The 16,230-nt window shown below is 61.7% G+C and carries 20 protein-coding genes; 16 read left to right on the top strand and 4 right to left on the bottom strand.

What is annotated here, in order from left to right:
• Nucleotides 1–22 precede the first annotated feature (22 nt).
• Nucleotides 23–268 (top strand): hypothetical protein, encoded by a 246-nt coding sequence (locus tag HMPREF3048_RS01975; protein ID WP_141739346.1) that lies wholly within the window; start codon nucleotides 23–25, stop codon nucleotides 266–268.
• 34 nt (nucleotides 269–302) lie between these two features.
• Here HMPREF3048_RS01975 and HMPREF3048_RS01970 read toward each other — a convergent pair whose 3' ends face one another.
• Entirely contained in the window at nucleotides 303–1,157 is an 855-nt protein-coding gene (locus HMPREF3048_RS01970) for a dienelactone hydrolase family protein (RefSeq protein ID WP_070482476.1), read from the bottom strand.
• Between the two features lie 75 nt (nucleotides 1,158–1,232).
• On the opposite strand from HMPREF3048_RS01970, the gene HMPREF3048_RS01965 reads away from it, so the two are divergent.
• The 10 genes from HMPREF3048_RS01965 to groL all read left to right on the top strand — a co-directional run bounded on the left by HMPREF3048_RS01965 (nucleotide 1,233) and on the right by groL (nucleotide 8,720).
• Nucleotides 1,233–1,892, top strand: coding sequence for a hypothetical protein (locus tag HMPREF3048_RS01965; protein WP_070570601.1), 660 nt, complete (start codon nucleotides 1,233–1,235; stop codon nucleotides 1,890–1,892).
• A gap of 19 nt (nucleotides 1,893–1,911) precedes the next feature.
• Complete coding sequence (alr, locus tag HMPREF3048_RS01960) at nucleotides 1,912–2,997, top strand: alanine racemase (protein WP_070771086.1); 1,086 nt, start codon at nucleotides 1,912–1,914, stop codon at nucleotides 2,995–2,997.
• Nucleotides 2,998–3,465, top strand: a complete 468-nt coding sequence (tsaE, locus tag HMPREF3048_RS01955) for a tRNA (adenosine(37)-N6)-threonylcarbamoyltransferase complex ATPase subunit type 1 TsaE (protein WP_083284743.1) — start codon at nucleotides 2,998–3,000, stop codon at nucleotides 3,463–3,465.
• A gap of 10 nt (nucleotides 3,466–3,475) precedes the next feature.
• On the top strand, nucleotides 3,476–3,979 hold the full coding sequence (locus tag HMPREF3048_RS01950) for a hypothetical protein (protein WP_070482475.1): 504 nt from the start codon (nucleotides 3,476–3,478) through the stop codon (nucleotides 3,977–3,979).
• Nucleotides 3,979–4,617, top strand: a complete 639-nt coding sequence (gene tsaB / locus HMPREF3048_RS01945; RefSeq protein ID WP_070422766.1) for a tRNA (adenosine(37)-N6)-threonylcarbamoyltransferase complex dimerization subunit type 1 TsaB — start codon at nucleotides 3,979–3,981, stop codon at nucleotides 4,615–4,617. Before HMPREF3048_RS01950 ends, tsaB begins: the two co-directional genes overlap by 1 nt.
• Nucleotides 4,617–5,081 carry a ribosomal protein S18-alanine N-acetyltransferase gene (rimI, locus tag HMPREF3048_RS01940; protein WP_070771064.1) on the top strand — a complete coding sequence of 155 codons (465 nt, stop codon included), beginning with the start codon at nucleotides 4,617–4,619 and terminating at the stop codon, nucleotides 5,079–5,081. Before tsaB ends, rimI begins: the two co-directional genes overlap by 1 nt.
• Nucleotides 5,082–5,084: 3 nt before the next feature.
• Nucleotides 5,085–6,128: a tRNA (adenosine(37)-N6)-threonylcarbamoyltransferase complex transferase subunit TsaD gene (tsaD, locus tag HMPREF3048_RS01935; RefSeq protein ID WP_070422768.1), complete on the top strand. Its 1,044-nt coding sequence runs from the start codon at nucleotides 5,085–5,087 to the stop codon at nucleotides 6,126–6,128.
• Nucleotides 6,129–6,203: 75 nt separating this feature from the next.
• Nucleotides 6,204–6,656, top strand: a complete 453-nt coding sequence (locus HMPREF3048_RS01930; RefSeq protein ID WP_070771063.1) for a hypothetical protein — start codon at nucleotides 6,204–6,206, stop codon at nucleotides 6,654–6,656.
• 143 nt (nucleotides 6,657–6,799) lie between these two features.
• Nucleotides 6,800–7,099, top strand: coding sequence for a co-chaperone GroES (gene groES / locus HMPREF3048_RS01925; protein WP_070422770.1), 300 nt, complete (start codon nucleotides 6,800–6,802; stop codon nucleotides 7,097–7,099).
• Nucleotides 7,100–7,109: 10 nt separating this feature from the next.
• Nucleotides 7,110–8,720, top strand: coding sequence for a chaperonin GroEL (groL, locus tag HMPREF3048_RS01920; RefSeq protein WP_070771062.1), 1,611 nt, complete (start codon nucleotides 7,110–7,112; stop codon nucleotides 8,718–8,720).
• An 80-nt stretch (nucleotides 8,721–8,800) separates the two neighbouring features.
• On the opposite strand, the gene HMPREF3048_RS01915 is transcribed toward groL, so the two are convergent.
• Nucleotides 8,801–9,109: a WhiB family transcriptional regulator gene (locus HMPREF3048_RS01915; protein WP_070422772.1), complete on the bottom strand. Its 309-nt coding sequence runs from the start codon at nucleotides 9,107–9,109 to the stop codon at nucleotides 8,801–8,803.
• A 234-nt stretch (nucleotides 9,110–9,343) separates the two neighbouring features.
• Here HMPREF3048_RS01915 and HMPREF3048_RS01910 point away from each other — a divergent pair, with 234 nt between their 5' ends.
• Both HMPREF3048_RS01910 and HMPREF3048_RS01905 read left to right on the top strand, forming a co-directional pair.
• Nucleotides 9,344–9,943, top strand: a complete 600-nt coding sequence (locus HMPREF3048_RS01910) for a sigma-70 family RNA polymerase sigma factor (protein ID WP_224213064.1) — start codon at nucleotides 9,344–9,346, stop codon at nucleotides 9,941–9,943.
• A complete protein-coding gene (locus tag HMPREF3048_RS01905; RefSeq protein ID WP_070771061.1) occupies nucleotides 9,933–10,826 on the top strand; it encodes a hypothetical protein in 894 nt (297 codons plus the stop codon). Before HMPREF3048_RS01910 ends, HMPREF3048_RS01905 begins: the two co-directional genes overlap by 11 nt.
• On the opposite strand, the gene HMPREF3048_RS01900 is transcribed toward HMPREF3048_RS01905, so the two are convergent.
• A complete protein-coding gene (locus HMPREF3048_RS01900) occupies nucleotides 10,827–11,198 on the bottom strand; it encodes a DUF5319 domain-containing protein (protein ID WP_070422774.1) in 372 nt (123 codons plus the stop codon). It lies immediately after the preceding gene.
• A gap of 124 nt (nucleotides 11,199–11,322) precedes the next feature.
• Here HMPREF3048_RS01900 and guaB point away from each other — a divergent pair, with 124 nt between their 5' ends.
• From guaB to HMPREF3048_RS01885, 3 genes are read left to right on the top strand one after another with little or no spacing between them, the layout of a single operon-like run.
• The gene (gene guaB / locus HMPREF3048_RS12385; protein WP_070422775.1) at nucleotides 11,323–12,846 is read left to right on the top strand and encodes an IMP dehydrogenase; all 1,524 of its coding nucleotides are present in this window, start codon (nucleotides 11,323–11,325) and stop codon (nucleotides 12,844–12,846) included.
• Between the two features lie 15 nt (nucleotides 12,847–12,861).
• Nucleotides 12,862–14,016, top strand: a complete 1,155-nt coding sequence (locus HMPREF3048_RS12380; RefSeq protein ID WP_070570589.1) for a GuaB3 family IMP dehydrogenase-related protein — start codon at nucleotides 12,862–12,864, stop codon at nucleotides 14,014–14,016.
• Nucleotides 14,017–14,036: 20 nt separating this feature from the next.
• Entirely contained in the window at nucleotides 14,037–15,263 is a 1,227-nt protein-coding gene (locus tag HMPREF3048_RS01885; protein WP_070771060.1) for a PAS domain-containing protein, read from the top strand.
• Nucleotides 15,264–15,319: 56 nt separating this feature from the next.
• Here HMPREF3048_RS01885 and HMPREF3048_RS01880 read toward each other — a convergent pair whose 3' ends face one another.
• Entirely contained in the window at nucleotides 15,320–16,207 is an 888-nt protein-coding gene (locus tag HMPREF3048_RS01880; RefSeq protein WP_070482460.1) for an EamA family transporter, read from the bottom strand.
• Nucleotides 16,208–16,230: the final 23 nt, after the last annotated feature.

The raw sequence follows: 16,230 nt of genomic DNA, 5'->3' as shown, positions 1-16,230 counted from the left end.
CCAACGTAGGACGCAAAAACGCATGGCTGATTTTGAGGCCATGATGCGCGAGCACCAGAACAAGATGGAACAAACTGCGAAGCACTACGCCAGAGCGCGCGAGACGATGGAACGGCCGAAGCCGGTCGCGCCGCGTGGGGATTACACCTTGGAACGCTCGCGTGTGTCTGCGGCGCGTCGCGCAAGAAGGGCGCAGGTGCATGCGGTGCTGCAAAGCCAGGCCCGGGGGACTCCGCCGGAGCAGCCCGGCGTGGGCGAAGAGGCCTAACCCGCGAGTGAGAACCTCGCGGAAGCGCGCCGCCCTAGAACAGGGAGAAACCGGCGTTGTCGCGGGCCAGCCCCGCGGCCTTGGCGAGCTTCTCGCCAGAAAGGGAGACCACGCCAGAGCCTTCGGCGTCGGCTTCCGCGTAGCCGGCGTAGGCCTTCTCGTCGTTTAGCACGTGAAGCAAGTAGCCCACGAGCAAGCCGCGCACGGTTTCTTGCAGTGCGCGGTCGGACTTACCCAGGCCGAGGATGCGCTTGATCATGCCGTCTTCGGAGAAGGACTGCTGATCGCCCTTCTTCGGTGCGCGGTAGACCACATCGCCCGCCCAGTTGTAGGCAAGCTTTGCGGGGTTGCCCGGGTCGAACAAGGAATCGCCGTCCTCACCGGGGCCGATGACCATGCCGGGGGCGAAAAGTGCACGGGCTGCTTCCACCGCGGACGGTGCGACGTTTGCCGGGTACACCGTCGCAACAGCCTTCACCTTCGGGTTGTCTACCGCCGCAAGCACTGCGGCGCCACCACCCATGCCGTGGCCAACGATGCCGAGTTTGCCTGGGGAGACAGAGATGTTGCCGTTGCCCAGTCGCACGCCGGCGAGGATCTGCAGGCTCGTCTCCAGGTCTGCAGCAAAGCCACGGTGATCTGGTCTAAACCCGGTTTCAGTGTTGGGTGCTGCGACTGCGATGCCCCAGCTGGCCAGGTGGCGCAGTGTGCCGTGGTAGTCGTCGACGTCTTTCGTCCAGTCGTGGCCGAACGCGACAGCGGGCAGGTTCTTGCCCTCGGCAGGGGTGTACACCTTGCCGGGCAGGCCCGTGTAGCCCAAGTCGCCTTCAAGGACGCGGTGGGGGCCACGCTTGGACAGGTCAGAGAGTTTCTTTAGCTTCGCAGACACGCCGACGATCCTACTGCATCCTTGTCTGGACTAGGGTGAGTCCATCGTTGCAGGCGGGGTTACTCAGGAGGCAGGATGCTCGGCGCGTTACAGCTCGCATTCGTCGATTCGGTGAACCTTCTGCTCATCGGGGTCATCGTTGCAGTAGGTATTGCGGTGCCGCGGGGAAACGGCCGCTACGCCAAGACGACATCGTTGCTAATTGCCGGTGACTGGCTGGGGGTGGCGGGGCTTGCGCTGCTGATGCTTGTCATTTTCGACGGGTTGGGCTCCGCCGTTGAACGTTTTGTCAACGGCCCTGTCTTCGGTGTGCTGCTGATCGCAACGGGACTGCTGACGGCGGTGCTTGCCATGCGTGGCGGTGACAACCAGGCGCTGACGCAGAAGATCATGCAGCACCTGCACACACCCGGTCCGCTGACCGTGCTTACGGGTTTTGTCTTGGGAGTGGTGCAGTCCGCAACCTCGGGACCGTTTTTCGGCGGGCTTGCGTTGCTGTCTGCCTCGGGTATTGACGCGCAGGTGCGTTACGCGGCGATTCCGCTGTACGCCTCGGTGGCGTTGTCGCTGCCAACGCTGTGTGCGCTGCTGGTCGGGCTGGTGCGCGCTCGTCCTGAAAGTCTCGCAGGCAGGGGGTTTGCGTGGGCGCGCAGCCACCCGCAGCAGGTGACGGCAGCCGCGACGTGGGCTGTGGCAGTAATGCTGACTGTGCTGGGTGTCGTGCACCTGCTGTAGGTGGTGCACAATGGGGCGTATGTTTCCGCTCCGTACAACGATTGATCTAGGTGCGATTGCGCACAACACTCGCCGTCTGAAAGAGCAGGCAGGCGAGGCGAAACTCATGTGTGTGGTGAAGGCGGACGCCTATAACCATGGCGTCGAAAAGTGTGTTCCGGTGATGGATCGCAATGGCGCAGATGCGTTCGGTGTGGCCACGTTGGCTGAGGCTCGTCGTGTCCGTGAGGTCACGCAGAAGCCTGTGCTCGCCTGGTTGTGGAGTATCCACGAGGAGTTGCCGGAGGGTATCGATCTTGGCGCGCCGAGTGTTGCCCATTTGCAGTTGCTTATCGACGAACCCACGCACCGCACCGTCTACCTCATGGTGGATACGGGCATGCACCGCTCCGGTATCGACGAACCAGAATGGGAAGCGGCGTTCAAGATGGCGTTTGAGGCGGAGCAGGCCGGCAAGATTGAGGTTGCTGGTTTGATGACGCACCTGGCGTGCGCCGACAACCCGGTCGACCCCTACACGGATTTCCAGGCGGAGAACTTCCGCAAGGCGATCGAGGCGGCGCGTGCGGCCGGATTGCGTGTGGAGCGAAACCACATGGCGAACTCGCCAGCGACTTGGACGCGCAAAGATTTGCACTTTGACATGGTGCGCCCGGGCGTGAGCCTGTACGGGCTCGAGCCGGTGGCGGGACTTGACCACGACCTGAAGCCGGCGATGACGTGGGTGGGCCAGGTCATCGCGGTTAAGCCGATGAAGCAGGGCGAAGCAACCAGTTACGCACGCACCTGGGAAGCGCCCGAGGACGGCTACACCGCAGTGATTCCGGCCGGTTACGCAGACGGCGTGCACCGTAGCTGGCAGGGTGCGTTGGAGATCGCCATCAATGGCCAGACCTACACCCAGGTTGGGCGTGTGAGCATGGACCAGATTGTGGTGTGGCTCGGCGCAAACGAGGACAACGTCCAGGCAGGCGACGAGGCAATCATCTTCGGTGCGGGTGGTCGCAGCGCAACTGATCTGGCTAAGGCCGCCGGCACGATCAACTATGAGGTTGTGTGCGCGCCGGAGGGCCGAACGCTTCGCACCTATGTAGGGGAGGAGTAAGTGAAGGACACGTTTGCGTGTGAAGGAAAGCGGGTGTGTGAGGGGGTCGTCGATACGCAACAGCTTGGTGAGGAGCTCGGCGCAGCACTTGAGGCGGGGGATCTAGTGATCCTGGATGGCCCGCTCGGCGCCGGCAAGACCACGTTCACACAAGGTATTGCGCGTGGCATGCAGGTGAAGGGACGCGTAACCAGCCCGACGTTTGTCATCGCGCGCCAGCACGCTTCCACTGTGGGCGGGCCCGCGTTGGTGCATGTGGATGCCTACCGTCTCGGCGACGATCCGCTGGGTGAGCTCGATGCGCTCGACCTGGATACCGAGTTGGAAGATGCCGTGGTGGTCGCAGAATGGGGCGGCGGTTTGATGGAGCAGTTGGGGGCGCGCCACATCTTGGTGCAGTTGGATCGGGAGACTCTCGCGGAGACTGAGGGCAGGATAGTTTCCTGGCGTGTCGTGGAGGGGATGTAGGCTTACACGCATGCTGAAAACGAGTAGCAAAGCCCGTGGTTGGATCATTCTCGCGGCGGTGCTGTGGTTGGTGATCCTGATCGGGATCATCTTCATCCCGCAGTCCCGCGGTTCGAACGCAGTGGATGAGGTGAAGCCGACGAATTCGCTGACGCGTGCGCTGGCGCAGACTCGTCCGGGCGGTGACATGGTTGCCGCGCAGCTCGTTGACCCGTCCAGGGTGTACGACGCAAACGAGTACATGGGGTACACCACGCTGTGCCCAGGCGAGCCGGAGGAGCTGGTGAAGGCGAAGAAGGAAGCCTTCGCGCTGACGGATGAGGATGTGGACCTCAACGGCGAGATGGGTTACGTGCTGCTGATCCCAGCGGAGGGTGAGACTGCCCTGATCGACCCGGTTGAGTTGAAGAAGGTCGACATCTGCACTGTTCCGCAGTCGGAGACTTTCCCGCTGAACACCGCAATGCCGTTCTACAACACGAAGGGCCAGTGGGCTCTGGGGATGGGCCAGTAATGCTGGTGCTCGCCCTCGACACGGCGACTACGGATTTGGTCGCAGGTGTCGTGGATACCGAGGCGGCGAAAACGCTTGCTGAGGCAACCGTTGCTACGCGTGCGCACAACGAGCAGCTTGTGCCGACAGTGCAGGTGCTTCTCGACGAAGCCTCGCTCACCTTCGCCGACCTCGACGCCATCGTTGTCGGTTGCGGGCCGGGCCCGTTTACCGGTTTGCGTGTCGGGATGGCCACCGCCTCTGCGCTTGGCCAGGCGCTTGGCATTCCGGTGCATGGGGTATGCACCCACGATGCGGTAGCGGTAGACCGCCAAGGCGATGTGCTTGTGGTGACCGACGCCCGCCGCCGCGAGGTGTACTGGGCCCGGTACAACGACGGTGCCCGTGTTGCAGGCCCCGAGGTATGTAAGCCGGCGGATCTGCCAGTGGAGCAGGTGGACGTGCTGAGCGTGCCCGACAACCTTGCAGAGCAGGTCACGGTCGTAGCAGGCACTATTGCGTACCATGCGCCGGCCCCGGCTGGGTTGGTTGCTGTGGCGGATCTGAGCGCCACCCCGGAGCCTCTCGTCCCGCTGTATTTGCGTCGGCCGGATGCGGTGCCACCGAAGCAAGCTCCGAAGTCGCCCGCGCTGCCGTGATGGAGTTCCGTGAACTGACAGTCGGCGATGCGGCCGCGGCGGCAGCGATAGAGGCTGTCCTGTTCGCCGGGGATAACCCGTGGTCGGAGGCAGCATTTCGTTCAGAGATTGCTGCGCCCCACACGTTTTACCTCGGTGCGTTTGAAGCAGACCGGATGCTTGGTTACGCGGGGCTTGCAATGCTGGGCCCGCGCGACGACCCAGAGTTTGAAATCCACACCATCGGGGTGGACCCCGAACAGCAGCGCCGCGGCCTGGGCCGGGCGTTGATGGACCAGATGATGCACACCGCTGACCTCATGGATGGTCCGGTCTATCTTGAGGTGCGGGTGGATAACGAGCCCGCGATCGCGCTGTATAAACGTTTCGAGTTTTTCACCGCCGGCGTGCGGAAGAACTACTATCAGGCCTCCGGCATGGACGCGTACACCATGACGCGCCCGCGCAAGAGCGAAAGGGTGTAAGCAATGATTGTCCTCGGTATCGAGTCCTCCTGCGACGAGACTGGCGTAGGCATCATCAACCTTCATGACGACGGCACGATGGAAATCCTTGCCGACGTCGTCGCGTCCTCGATGGAACAGCACGCCCGCTTTGGTGGTGTGGTGCCGGAGATCGCCTCCCGTGCACACCTTGAGGCGATGCCGCAGGTGATGGAAAAGGCGCTGGCGGACGCTGGTATTGAGAAGCCAGATGCCGTAGCAGCCACGATCGGGCCCGGTCTTGCAGGCGCACTGCTGGTTGGCGCTTCCGCCGCGAAGGCATACGCCGCCGCCTGGGGCGTGCCCTTTTACGGCGTGAACCACCTTGGCGGTCACGTCGCTGTGGCCAACCTCGAGGGGGAAAGCTTGCCGCACTCGATTGCGCTGTTGGTCTCTGGCGGGCACACGCAGCTGCTCGAGGTTGACGCGGTGGGCAAGCCGATGAAGGAACTCGGCACCACACTCGACGACGCTGCTGGTGAGGCCTACGACAAGGTGGCCCGGCTTCTGGGGTTGGGCTACCCGGGTGGTCCGGTCGTCGACAAGTTAGCTGCGCAGGGGGATCCGAATGCGGTGCGTTTTCCGCGGGCGCTGTCGCGTGCGGAGGATCTGCGCGGCGAACACCGTTACAACTTCTCGTTTTCTGGGCTGAAGACCGCGGTCGCGCGCCACGTTGAGGCCGCCGAGCGTGAGGGCCGCGTGATCTCGCTGGAGGACGTGTGCGCGTCCTTCCAGGAGGCAGTCTGCGACGTGCTTACCGCCAAGGCGATCATGGCCTGCGAGGACACCGGCGCGAACACCCTGCTGCTCGGCGGGGGTGTGGCGGCCAACAGTCGTCTTCGTGAACTCGCGCAGCAGCGTTGCGACGACCGCGGCATCGAACTGCGTGTGCCACGGTTCAAACTCTGCACCGACAACGGTGTGATGATCGCAGCGCTTGCGGGTCAGCTCATCCACGAAGGGGCCACGCCGTCTGATTTGGGTGTAGGCACGGACACGTCGCTCGAGGTAGAGGTTCCGCTCGTGTAATCGCTCGCCGAGCGAGGTCACCAGGGAGGGGCTACATTGAGCACCTGAACTGTATCCCGTGAAAGGAAATCCTCCGTGACCACCGAGCAATTTAGCCAAGAGCAGGCCGAACGCGAACGCTTCGGGCTGCTCGTCAACCCAGATCTGACGTACCGTCGCATCGTGTTCGATGAGGACTCTGCGCGCGAGATGCTCGGTGGCGGAACCGATGGAGTTGTGGAAGTGGCGTTTGACCGCGACGGCAACCGGTTCCACGCGATCTACCGGGTTGACGCTGGAATTGTCGGAGCGGAGCCGAACCCTGTCGCGTCCCTCGCGCGTAACACTGCAGAGACGGACACCCCGGAGTTTCTTACGGACCCCACCCGGTCGATCTGTGGACCGGTGATTTTCGCCGCGCGCGGGGGCGGCAGTATCAGCGAGGGCACGCTCGAAGAGGTTGTCAACGCGATCCGTGCGGTGGAAAACTTCCGCACCGATAACCCGGAAGAGTTCGAGCTGTGGCGTAACGCGGTGAAAAACCGCTAAACGCCACCAGTGTTGTTGGCTGGCACTCTCATAGGTAGAGTGCTAAGACAGGTTGTGTGAAGCACAGTTGTTCACCCGCGACGACGGCTGCGCCTCGTGAGACCTGAACTATTGAATCATTCACCAATGAAAGGTTTTTGATCATGGCAAACGTCAACATCAAGCCGCTGGAGGACAAGGTCCTCGTCCAGATCGCTGAGGCTGAAACCACCACTGCCTCCGGCCTGGTTATTCCGGATTCCGCTGCGGAGAAGCCGCAGGAAGCCGTCGTCATCGCTGTTGGCCCGGGTCGTCTCGACGACAATGGCAACCGCATCGCCGTGGACGTGAAGGAAGGCGACACGGTTATCTTCTCCAAGTACGGCGGCACTGAGCTGAAGTACGGCGGCGAGGAGTTCCTCCTGCTGTCCGCTCGTGACCTGCTGGCCGTCGTCGAGAAGTAAGTAAAACGCTATGGCAAAACTCATCGCATTTGATCAGGAAGCTCGCGAGGGCATCCAGCGCGGCGTGAACACGCTCGCCGACGCGGTGAAGGTCACCCTCGGTCCCCGTGGCCGCAACGTTGTGCTTGCAAAGTCCTGGGGCGGCCCGACCGTCACCAACGACGGCGTGACCATCGCCCGCGACATTGACCTTGAGGATCCGTTTGAGAACCTCGGTGCGCAGCTGGTGAAGTCCGTCGCAGTCAAGACCAACGACATTGCAGGTGACGGCACCACCACCGCAACGCTGCTCGCCCAGGCGCTCGTCGCCGAAGGGCTGCGCAACGTGGCTGCTGGTGCGAACCCGATCGAGCTGAATAAGGGCATCAAGGCGGCAGCCGACAAGGTCGTCGAGGAGCTCAAGGCTCGCGCGACCGACGTGAAGTCGTCCGCTGAGATCGCCAACGTGGCCACCGTGTCCTCTCGCGACCCTGAGGTTGGTGAGATGATCGCAGGTGCCATGGAGAAGGTGGGCAAGGACGGTGTGCTTACCGTCGAGGAGTCTCAGTCCATCGATTCCTACGTGGATCTGACTGAGGGTATTTCCTTTGACAAGGGCTTCCTCTCCCCGTACTTCATGACCGATCCGGATGCCGGCCAGGCCGTGCTTGAGGACGCCCGCGTGCTGCTCGTACGCGGCAAGATCTCCTCTCTGCCGGATTTCCTCCCGCTGCTTGAGCAGGTTGCATCGGAGTCGGTGCCGCTGTTCGTCGTGGCCGAGGACATCGAAGGCGAGGCGCTGCAGGCGCTCGTTGTCAACGCGATCCGCAAGGTGATCAAGGTCGTTGCTGTGAAGTCGCCGTACTTCGGCGAGCGCCGCAAGGCGTTCATGGATGACCTTGCTGTTGTCACCGACGCGACCGTCATCGACCCAGAGGTTGGCATCAACCTCAAGGACGCCACCCTGGACCACCTTGGCTCCGCACGCCGCGTAACCACGACGAAGGACGACACGGTCATCGTCGACGGTGCCGGCACGGCAGAGGCAGTCGAGGAGCGCCGCGAGCAGATCCGCCGCGAGATCGAAACCACGGATTCCACCTGGGACAAGGAAAAGGCCGAGGAGCGCTTGGCCAAGCTTTCCGGTGGTGTCGCGGTGCTGCGCGTCGGTGCAGCGACCGAGACCGAACAAAACGAGCGCAAGCTCCGCGTCGAGGACGCCATCAACGCTGCCCGCGCGGCAGCAGAGGAAGGCATCATCGCCGGCGGCGGCTCCGCACTGGTGCAGATTGCCAAGCAGCTCGAGGAGTTTGCTGAAGGCTTCGAAGGCGAGCAGAAGACCGGTGTGCTGGCAGTGGCACGTGCACTGTCCAAGCCGGCATTCTGGATCGCTGACAACGCGGGCCTCGACGGCGCTGTCGTCGTGTCCAAGGTTGCCGAGATGAACAACGGCGAGGGCTTCAACGCCGCCACGCTCGAGTACGGCAACCTCATCGACCAGGGCATCATCGACCCGGTGAAGGTGACCCACAACGCTGTGGTCAACGCCGCATCCGTGGCTCGCATGGTGCTGACCACGGAGGTATCCGTGGTGACCAAGCCGGCCGAAGAGGGCGAGGAAGGTCACGCACACGCCCACTAGGGTGTCGTCGATACGCTAAAACAGTGCCCCACTTCGGTAGGGCACTGTTTTTCTTTTGGCGTGATTCTTCTGTCGTGCGCTTACTTGACGGCGGCGACGTACTTCACGCTGCCAAGGCCGCGGCGCAGGGCAGTGGAGCGCTCAGATTCACTCATGCCGCCCCAGATGCCATAGGGCTCGGCCACGCGCAGGGCATGCTCGCGGCACTGGGTAAGCACCGGGCAGTTGAAGCAAATAGCCTTCGCTCGATTCTCACGCTGCGTGCGGGCGCGGCCCCGCTCACCCTCGGGGTGGTAGAAGATTTCCGAGGCTTCGCCTCGGCAGGCGCCGTGAAGCTGCCAATCCCAAAAGTCTGCATTGGGGCCGGGGAGTTGCTGTGGCAACGTCATGGTGTGAGATCTCCTTTGCCGTGGAAAACGCGATGTACACAACCAGCAGTGCAGTGTTCCGGCGGTGGGTGAACAAAGGGTTGCCGCGCGGTTACGGCACGGGTGTTTCTCGGACGTTCTTGTGAATAAAAGCGCAATTAGTAGGGAAAATGGCAAGAGTTAAAGGTTGGTGAATTCTTGAATACGCGTCGGTAACTCATATGGCGGGGGAATGAGTGTTTATAGTGTTTGCTTGTGATTGGCAATACCGGCGCGACAGCGGGTGACGAGGAAGATGAACTTGTCACCCTCGTTCCACGTGCCGCCGAAGGGGATGCGCGTGCTCTCCAGCGTGTGATTGCCATCGTCCATCCACGGGTGCTGCGCTACGCCAGGGCGCGCATTGGAGGCGGGCGCATGCCGACTGCGGAGGACGTCGCTCAGGAGATCTGCTTGGCGGTAGCGACGTCCATTGACCGCTACGTGGATACCGGGCGGCCGTTCATGGCGTTTGTGTACGGCATTGCGTTTAACAAGGTCGCCGATGCGCACCGCAGCCTGGTGCGTGACAAGACAACGCCTACTGAAGATGTCCCTGACCAGGAGGTTGTTGCGTTCACGCCGGAGGATGCAGCCGTTGTTGCAGACGGAAGTAACGAAGTTCGCGCATTACTCGATTCATTAAGTGATAAGGCTCGCGACATTGTGATTCTGAGAGTGTTTGTGGGCCTCTCGGCGGAAGAAACGGCAGAGGTAGTGGGCAGTACTCCAGGTGCGGTGCGTGTCGCGCAGCATAGGGCGCTGTCCAAGTTGCGTGAGCAGTTGGAAGGAGACCATTCAGGCCATGACGCGTGATTTTGGTGGCGGCGACTTTGGAGAAGAGTGCGTTCGCGACGATGCGTTTCTTGATGCGCTTTCGAGTGGTGTAGACCCCAGTGACGGCAGTGACCCACTGGCTGCGGCGCTGCTTGGACTAAAGCAGGACGTCGATCGCCCGATGCCAGCGGCTCCCACGGTGATCCCGGTTGCGCCGGTTGCGCCGGTTGCATCGCTTGACGACGCCCGCGCGCGCCGCCGGACCGCCAACCCATGGGTCGCAGGTGTGGTCGGTGCTGCAGCTGCGTCTGTGGCTATCGTCGGCACTGGCGCTGCGGTGTATGGCACGCAGAGCTCCGCGAACGAAACCACGATGGTGGAGTTGGCAACCACGCTCGACGAGCTGGAGGCAGCGAACCAAAGCGGGGATATGGAGGCCGCCCGAAGCCTGCTTGAGCAGGCTAGGGGGCTTATGGCAGGTATCAAGATGCGTGAGGCGCGCAACGGTGAAGACGTAGTGCAGCCAGCGCCACGCACGGTTACTGAAACCACGACTGTGGTGGAGGTCCATGAAGTTGAAGTTCCGCCGAGCGTGCAGCAGCCTGCGCCGGCGCCGGAGCAGAACCCTGTGCCTGCTCCGGAAAATGCGCAGCCGACGGCTGGGGCACCGGCGCCGGGGTCGGATGCCGTGGCGCCTTCGAACGGGAGCTTGCCGCCGCGCCAGCCGCAGGAGCAACCGCGACCGACGGTGGTGGAGCCGTCCGATTCGCGCGAGCAAACTCCGATCCCAGGAGATCAGCCGCCAGCACGGCCGACGGTCCGCGATAATGTCTCGTCGAACCCAGTTGATTCTGCATCGCGGTACGCAGCAACGCCCGCGCCGGTAGTGCCGGGCGGAGCGGGCTCGTCGGAAAATTTCTAGCTAGCGTGCCTCGAGACCATCGAGGTAGCCCATCGCGTAATCCCACGGAACGTACGCAGTGACGTTCGGTTGCGCGCTGGGCTCATGCACCGGGGGAAGTTCCCCGTTGAGGGTGGCGATCATGTTTTGTTCCATGATCTCCCAGTCGTAGTAGTGCATTTGGTCGCAGTCCTCGCACAGGAAATGGATGCCCAAAATTCCGCGCGGCTTCAGCATTCGTTGTGCGTCGCGTACGTGTGCAAGGTCCTGGATGACGGCGACGCGCTCCTCAGGGGAGAGGGGCTCCACGATCTCATCGTCTTCGATGAACGACGCCGGATCGTTTGGGTCGTCCGCGAACGGGTCCAGCGGCATCATGTCGTCGTAATTCACGGTGCCCAGCCTATTAAGTGGCCGCTTGCTAGGCCAATCAGGGCGTCATCCCCGCATAGCCCCAGAGCTTGCGCGGCGTTATATCATTGCTGAAAACAATCGCGCGGGAGAGGAGAACATGTCGATGTCTGAGGCACGAGTATGGACGGGTGGCGACGATCCGAACAAGGTGGCGCTGAGGGGGCTGACGTTTGATGACGTGCTGCTGCTTCCGGCGGAGTCCCACATTGTTCCATCTGAGGTGAGCACCGAAGCCCAGTTCACCCGCAATATCCGTCTCGGCATGCCGATTATTTCGGCGGCGATGGACACAGTGACCGAATCCCGTATGGCGATCGCGATGGCGCGCCAGGGCGGTATCGGTGTGCTGCACCGTAACTTGAGCGCTCAGGACCAGGCGGAGCACGTCGATGTGGTCAAGCGCTCGGAATCCGGCATGGTGACTAACCCGGTTACCGCCACCCCCGATATGACCATCGCCGACGTCGATGCACTGTGCGCCCGTTTCCGCATCTCAGGCCTTCCTGTAGTTGACGGTTCTGACCGTCTTGTTGGCATCATCACCAACCGCGACATGCGCTTCGAGCCGGATGCTCAGCGCAAGGTTGCAGAGGTCATGACCCCGATGCCGCTGGTTGTAGCGCAGGAGGGTGTGGACAAGAAGGAAGCGCTCGATCTGCTATCCGCCAACAAGGTGGAGAAACTTCCGATTGTGACCTCCGAAGGCAAGCTTGCCGGTCTGATCACGGTGAAGGACTTTGTCAAGAGTGAGCAGTACCCGAACGCCTCGAAGGATGAGAACGGCCGTCTACTTGTCGCTGCTGGCGTCGGTACCGGTGAGGACGCATTTGAGCGCGCTGGTCTGCTCGTTGAGGCGGGCGTAGACGCGCTCGTTGTCGACTCCGCGCACGCACACAACAACCGTGTACTTGAGATGGTCTCTCGTGTGAAGAAGGAATTCGGCGACCGCGTCGACGTTGTCGGTGGCAACTTGGCTACCCGTAGCGCTGCGAAGGCCATGATCGACGCTGGCGCAGACGCCATCAAGGTCGGTATCGGTCCGGGCTCTATCTGCACCACCCGCGTGGTTGCAGGTGTTGGTGCACCGCAGATTACCTCCATCCTCGAGGCGGCCGTGCCGGCGAAGGCTGCAGGTGTGCCGATCATTGCCGACGGTGGCATGCAGTTCTCTGGCGACGTGGCTAAGGCATTGGCTGCCGGCGCATCCACCGTCATGCTCGGCTCCATGTTGGCGGGCACGGCGGAAGCGCCAGGCGACATTGTTGTTGTCGGCGGCAAGCAGTACAAGCGTTACCGCGGCATGGGCTCCATGGGTGCAATGCAGGGCCGTGGACTGACTGGTGAGAAGCGTTCCTTCTCCAAGGACCGTTACTTCCAGGCGGATGTGGCAAGCGAGGACAAGCTCGTGCCGGAAGGCATTGAGGGGCGCGTGCCGTTCCGCGGTGACCTGGATTCCATCACCCACCAGATCGTTGGCGGTCTGCGCGCTGCGATGGGCTACACAGGCGCATCCACTATCGAGGAGCTGCAGACCAAGCAGTTCGTCCAGATCACCACCGCGGGCCTGCGTGAGTCCCACCCGCACGACATCACGCAGACCGTCGAGGCACCGAACTACCGCCAGTAGGAGAACCAGCACAACATGCGTGACTACGTGGAAATCGGCATTGGGCGCGAAGCCCGCAAGGCTTACGGCTTGAGTGATTTGTCGATCGTTCCGAAACGACGCACCCGCTCCTCGCAGGATGTGGACACCTCCTGGCATATTGATGCCTACACGTTCGATATCCCGCTTGCGTCCCACCCGACGGACGCGTTGGCAAGCCCTGAGTTTGTTATCGAGATGGGCAAGCAGGGTGGCCTCGGTGTGATTGACGCGGAAGGCCTGTGGGGCCGACACGCTGATCTGGAGGCTGCGGTGAAGAAGGTGGTGGACTCATGCGAGGACCCCTTTAACGTCGATACGGCTGAGAAGTACCAGGAGTTTGTCGAGGCAGGTGAGCGTGCCGTGCGCACCTTGCAGGAGTTGCACGCCGCAGAACTTGATCACGACTTGCTTTCGGAACGTATCGCCCAGGTGCGTGACTCTGGTGTGACTGTTGCGGTGCGCGTGAGCCCGCAGAACGTGCGCGAATTGGCGCCTGTAGTTATCGCCGCAGGTGCAGAAATCCTCTTCATTCAGGGGTCGATCGTGTCTGCAGAGCACGTGCAAAAAGGTGGGGAACCGTTGAACTTGAAAGAGTTCGTCGGTTCGCTCGACGTGCCGGTCATTGCCGGTGGTGTGTATGACTACACGACCGCGACCCACCTGATGCGCGCTGGCGTTGCTGGTGTCATTGTCGGTTCGGGCGATGCCGACACGGTGGTGAATGTCCCGATGGCTACCGCTATCGCAGATGTCGCGGCAGCACGTCGGGATTACCTCGATGAGACTGGTGGACGTTATGTCCACATTCTTGCGGATACCACTATTTGGGGGGCAGGCGAGATTGCTGCAGCCATCGCTTGTGGTGCAGATGCTGTCATGCTTGGCAACCCATTGACGAAGGCAACTGAGGCTGCTGCCGGTGGCGTGTATTGGGAAGCTCAGACAGCTCACCCACGTTTTCCGCGAGGTAGCGTGCGGAAGGAACCTGACTTCACTTCTTCGGCGCCACTGGAGGTAGTGCTCTTCGGTCCATCGAGCGATCCTTGGGGTGCGATGAATCTCATTGGTGGACTGAAAAGAATTATGGCGAAATGTGGCTATACTGGGATCAAAGCTTTCCAGAAAGCCGATTTGGCAATCCGTAACTAAGAACTGGATGAAATCGACCTATGTCTAGCCGTGTAACGATTCTTCGCGACGCCCCTGAGGGCCCATTCCACGAAGTTGATGTGAACGACATCTTCTTTTCGGTGACTGACGCCAAAGGTGTGATGACGCATGTGAACGATGTGTTCATCAAGTACGCGCAGTACTCCGCCGAAGAGATGATCGGTAAGCCGCACAACCTCATCCGTCATGAGGAGATGCCTGGTGCGGCGTTCAAACTCATGTGGGACACCATCGAGGAGGGCCGTCCTTTCGCCGCGTATGTGCGTAATAAGGCGAAGAGCGGCTCCGCGTACGACGTGTTTGCCACTGTTACGCCGCTGCCAAACGGCGGTTACCTGTCGGTGCGTACCCGTCCGATGACGGAGAACTTCGAAGCAGCCGCTGGTATTTACCAAGAAGCAAACATCGTTGAGCACGAGGCGAAGGCCAACGGTGTTGGCCGCCGCGAGCGTGCAGTGATGGGCGCGGAGAAGGTTACGGAGCTGCTGCCGGACTACGACGCATTCCTGCGCGAAGTCCTTCCTGCTGAGGTCCAGGCACGTGAGGATGCAGGCTTTACGCTTCCGGAAGGCTCCGGCGACATCTACGATGCTGCTGTGACGCTCTACCGTGAACTCGACGAGTTCATGACGGTGCAGACCGCCATTAAGGACGCTGCTGAGGAGCTGCGCAAGGCCAGTGCGACGCTGGTCGAGGAAAACGCAGTGACCAACAACGTGAAGGCCGAGATGGAAAACGTGGTCACCGAGGGTGCATCGCGTACGCTGCTGCTCGCACCGCTGCAGGTGTGGGCGACGATGCGTGGCATTATCGACGAGAACGCGAGGACCCTCGAGGAGACCGCTCAGGAGCTCTACGCCAAGACGTCCAACGCACGTATGGCGATTGCCCTGGCTCGTCTGCACACCGCACAGACCGCACAGTTCTCCACGGAGGCTAACGTGCAGGAGTCGATGCAGCTTCTCGTCGACGCACTCGAGGCTGACGTCAAGCACATGGATGACGCCGTGTTCTTGCACTCGTCGTTCCGTCGCCGCGTGGAGCTGAAGGTTAACTCCATTACGGAGCTGACCAAGATTCCGCTCGAGATGATTCGTCGTTGGTCTGAGAACACCAACGACATGGGCGAAGAGGTCGCACCGCTGGTGGAGCAGGTGAACAAGGCAATGGCTGCTGCTGATGCCTCGATTAACCAGCTGCACCGCTCAGCTGAGCGCCTCGCATAGGCACCTTCGACGGAGAAGGTGCGCGAGGCTCTGGACAGCCTCAGCGCTGCGGTCCGTTAAACCTGACGTCGGAGTCGCTTGCCGGCGAGTGTCTGGTTGACGGAAGCACCGATAACCAAGGCAATCGCCGCAAGCTTCAGCGGGGAGGGGCCCTGGCTGAGCACAAGCCATCCGACGAGTGCTGCAAATGCAGGCTCGAACGAGATGAGGATGGAAAATACCTGGGGGCGGAGTCGTCGCATAGCAATCAGTTCCAGTGATGTTGGGAGCAGCGACGCCAAGATTGCGGTACCAATTGCGAGGAGCAGCAGATTGGTATCGGAAACGATAACGAGTGCGCCTTCGAAACCGAAGGGCAACGTCACCAAACCACCAACTGCAAGGGCAACCGCGAGCCCACCTTGGCCGGCGATGAGGCGGCCAGTGCGCTTGTTGGCAAGGATGTACACCGCCCAGGCAGCGCCTGCGATCAGGATGTAGAACACGCCGAGGCGGTCGAGCGGCTCACCGGAGAGCGAATCAACGCCAAGCAGCGCCATACCTGTAAGCGCAAGCCCGACGGAGATGCCGTCGCGTACCGAACGGGACAACACCGCGGCGAGCAGCAGCGGGCCGAGGAATTGGATGGTTACCGCGGATGCGAGTGGCACAGTTGCAATACCGGCGTAGTAGAAGCCGTTCATGCAGCCTAGCGACACTCCGAGCACGATCGCTGCACCCCATTGTTCGGGAGTCCAGCGCCAAAACGCTGGCCGTGAGATTGCAAGCAGGATGACGGAGGCGATGAGTAGTCGGAATGAACTCGTCGCCCAGGTTCCGGCATGGGGGAAAAGCTGCGTGGCAAGAGCTGCGCCAAGCTGCAGAAACAGGCAGGACCCAAGGATGCACAACACGGCGGTGCGGTCGGCATTGGGTTCAACCGGGGAGGGGGCACGCAATGTCATGCAGATCATTCTGGGGCGAAACG

Origin of the sequence: Corynebacterium sp. HMSC075D04, assembly GCF_001815635.1 — a bacterium.
Classification (GTDB): Bacteria; Actinomycetota; Actinomycetes; order Mycobacteriales; family Mycobacteriaceae; genus Corynebacterium; species Corynebacterium coyleae.
Note: the sequence above shows the minus strand (reverse complement) of the source record. Positions and strands in the feature narration are given on the sequence as shown.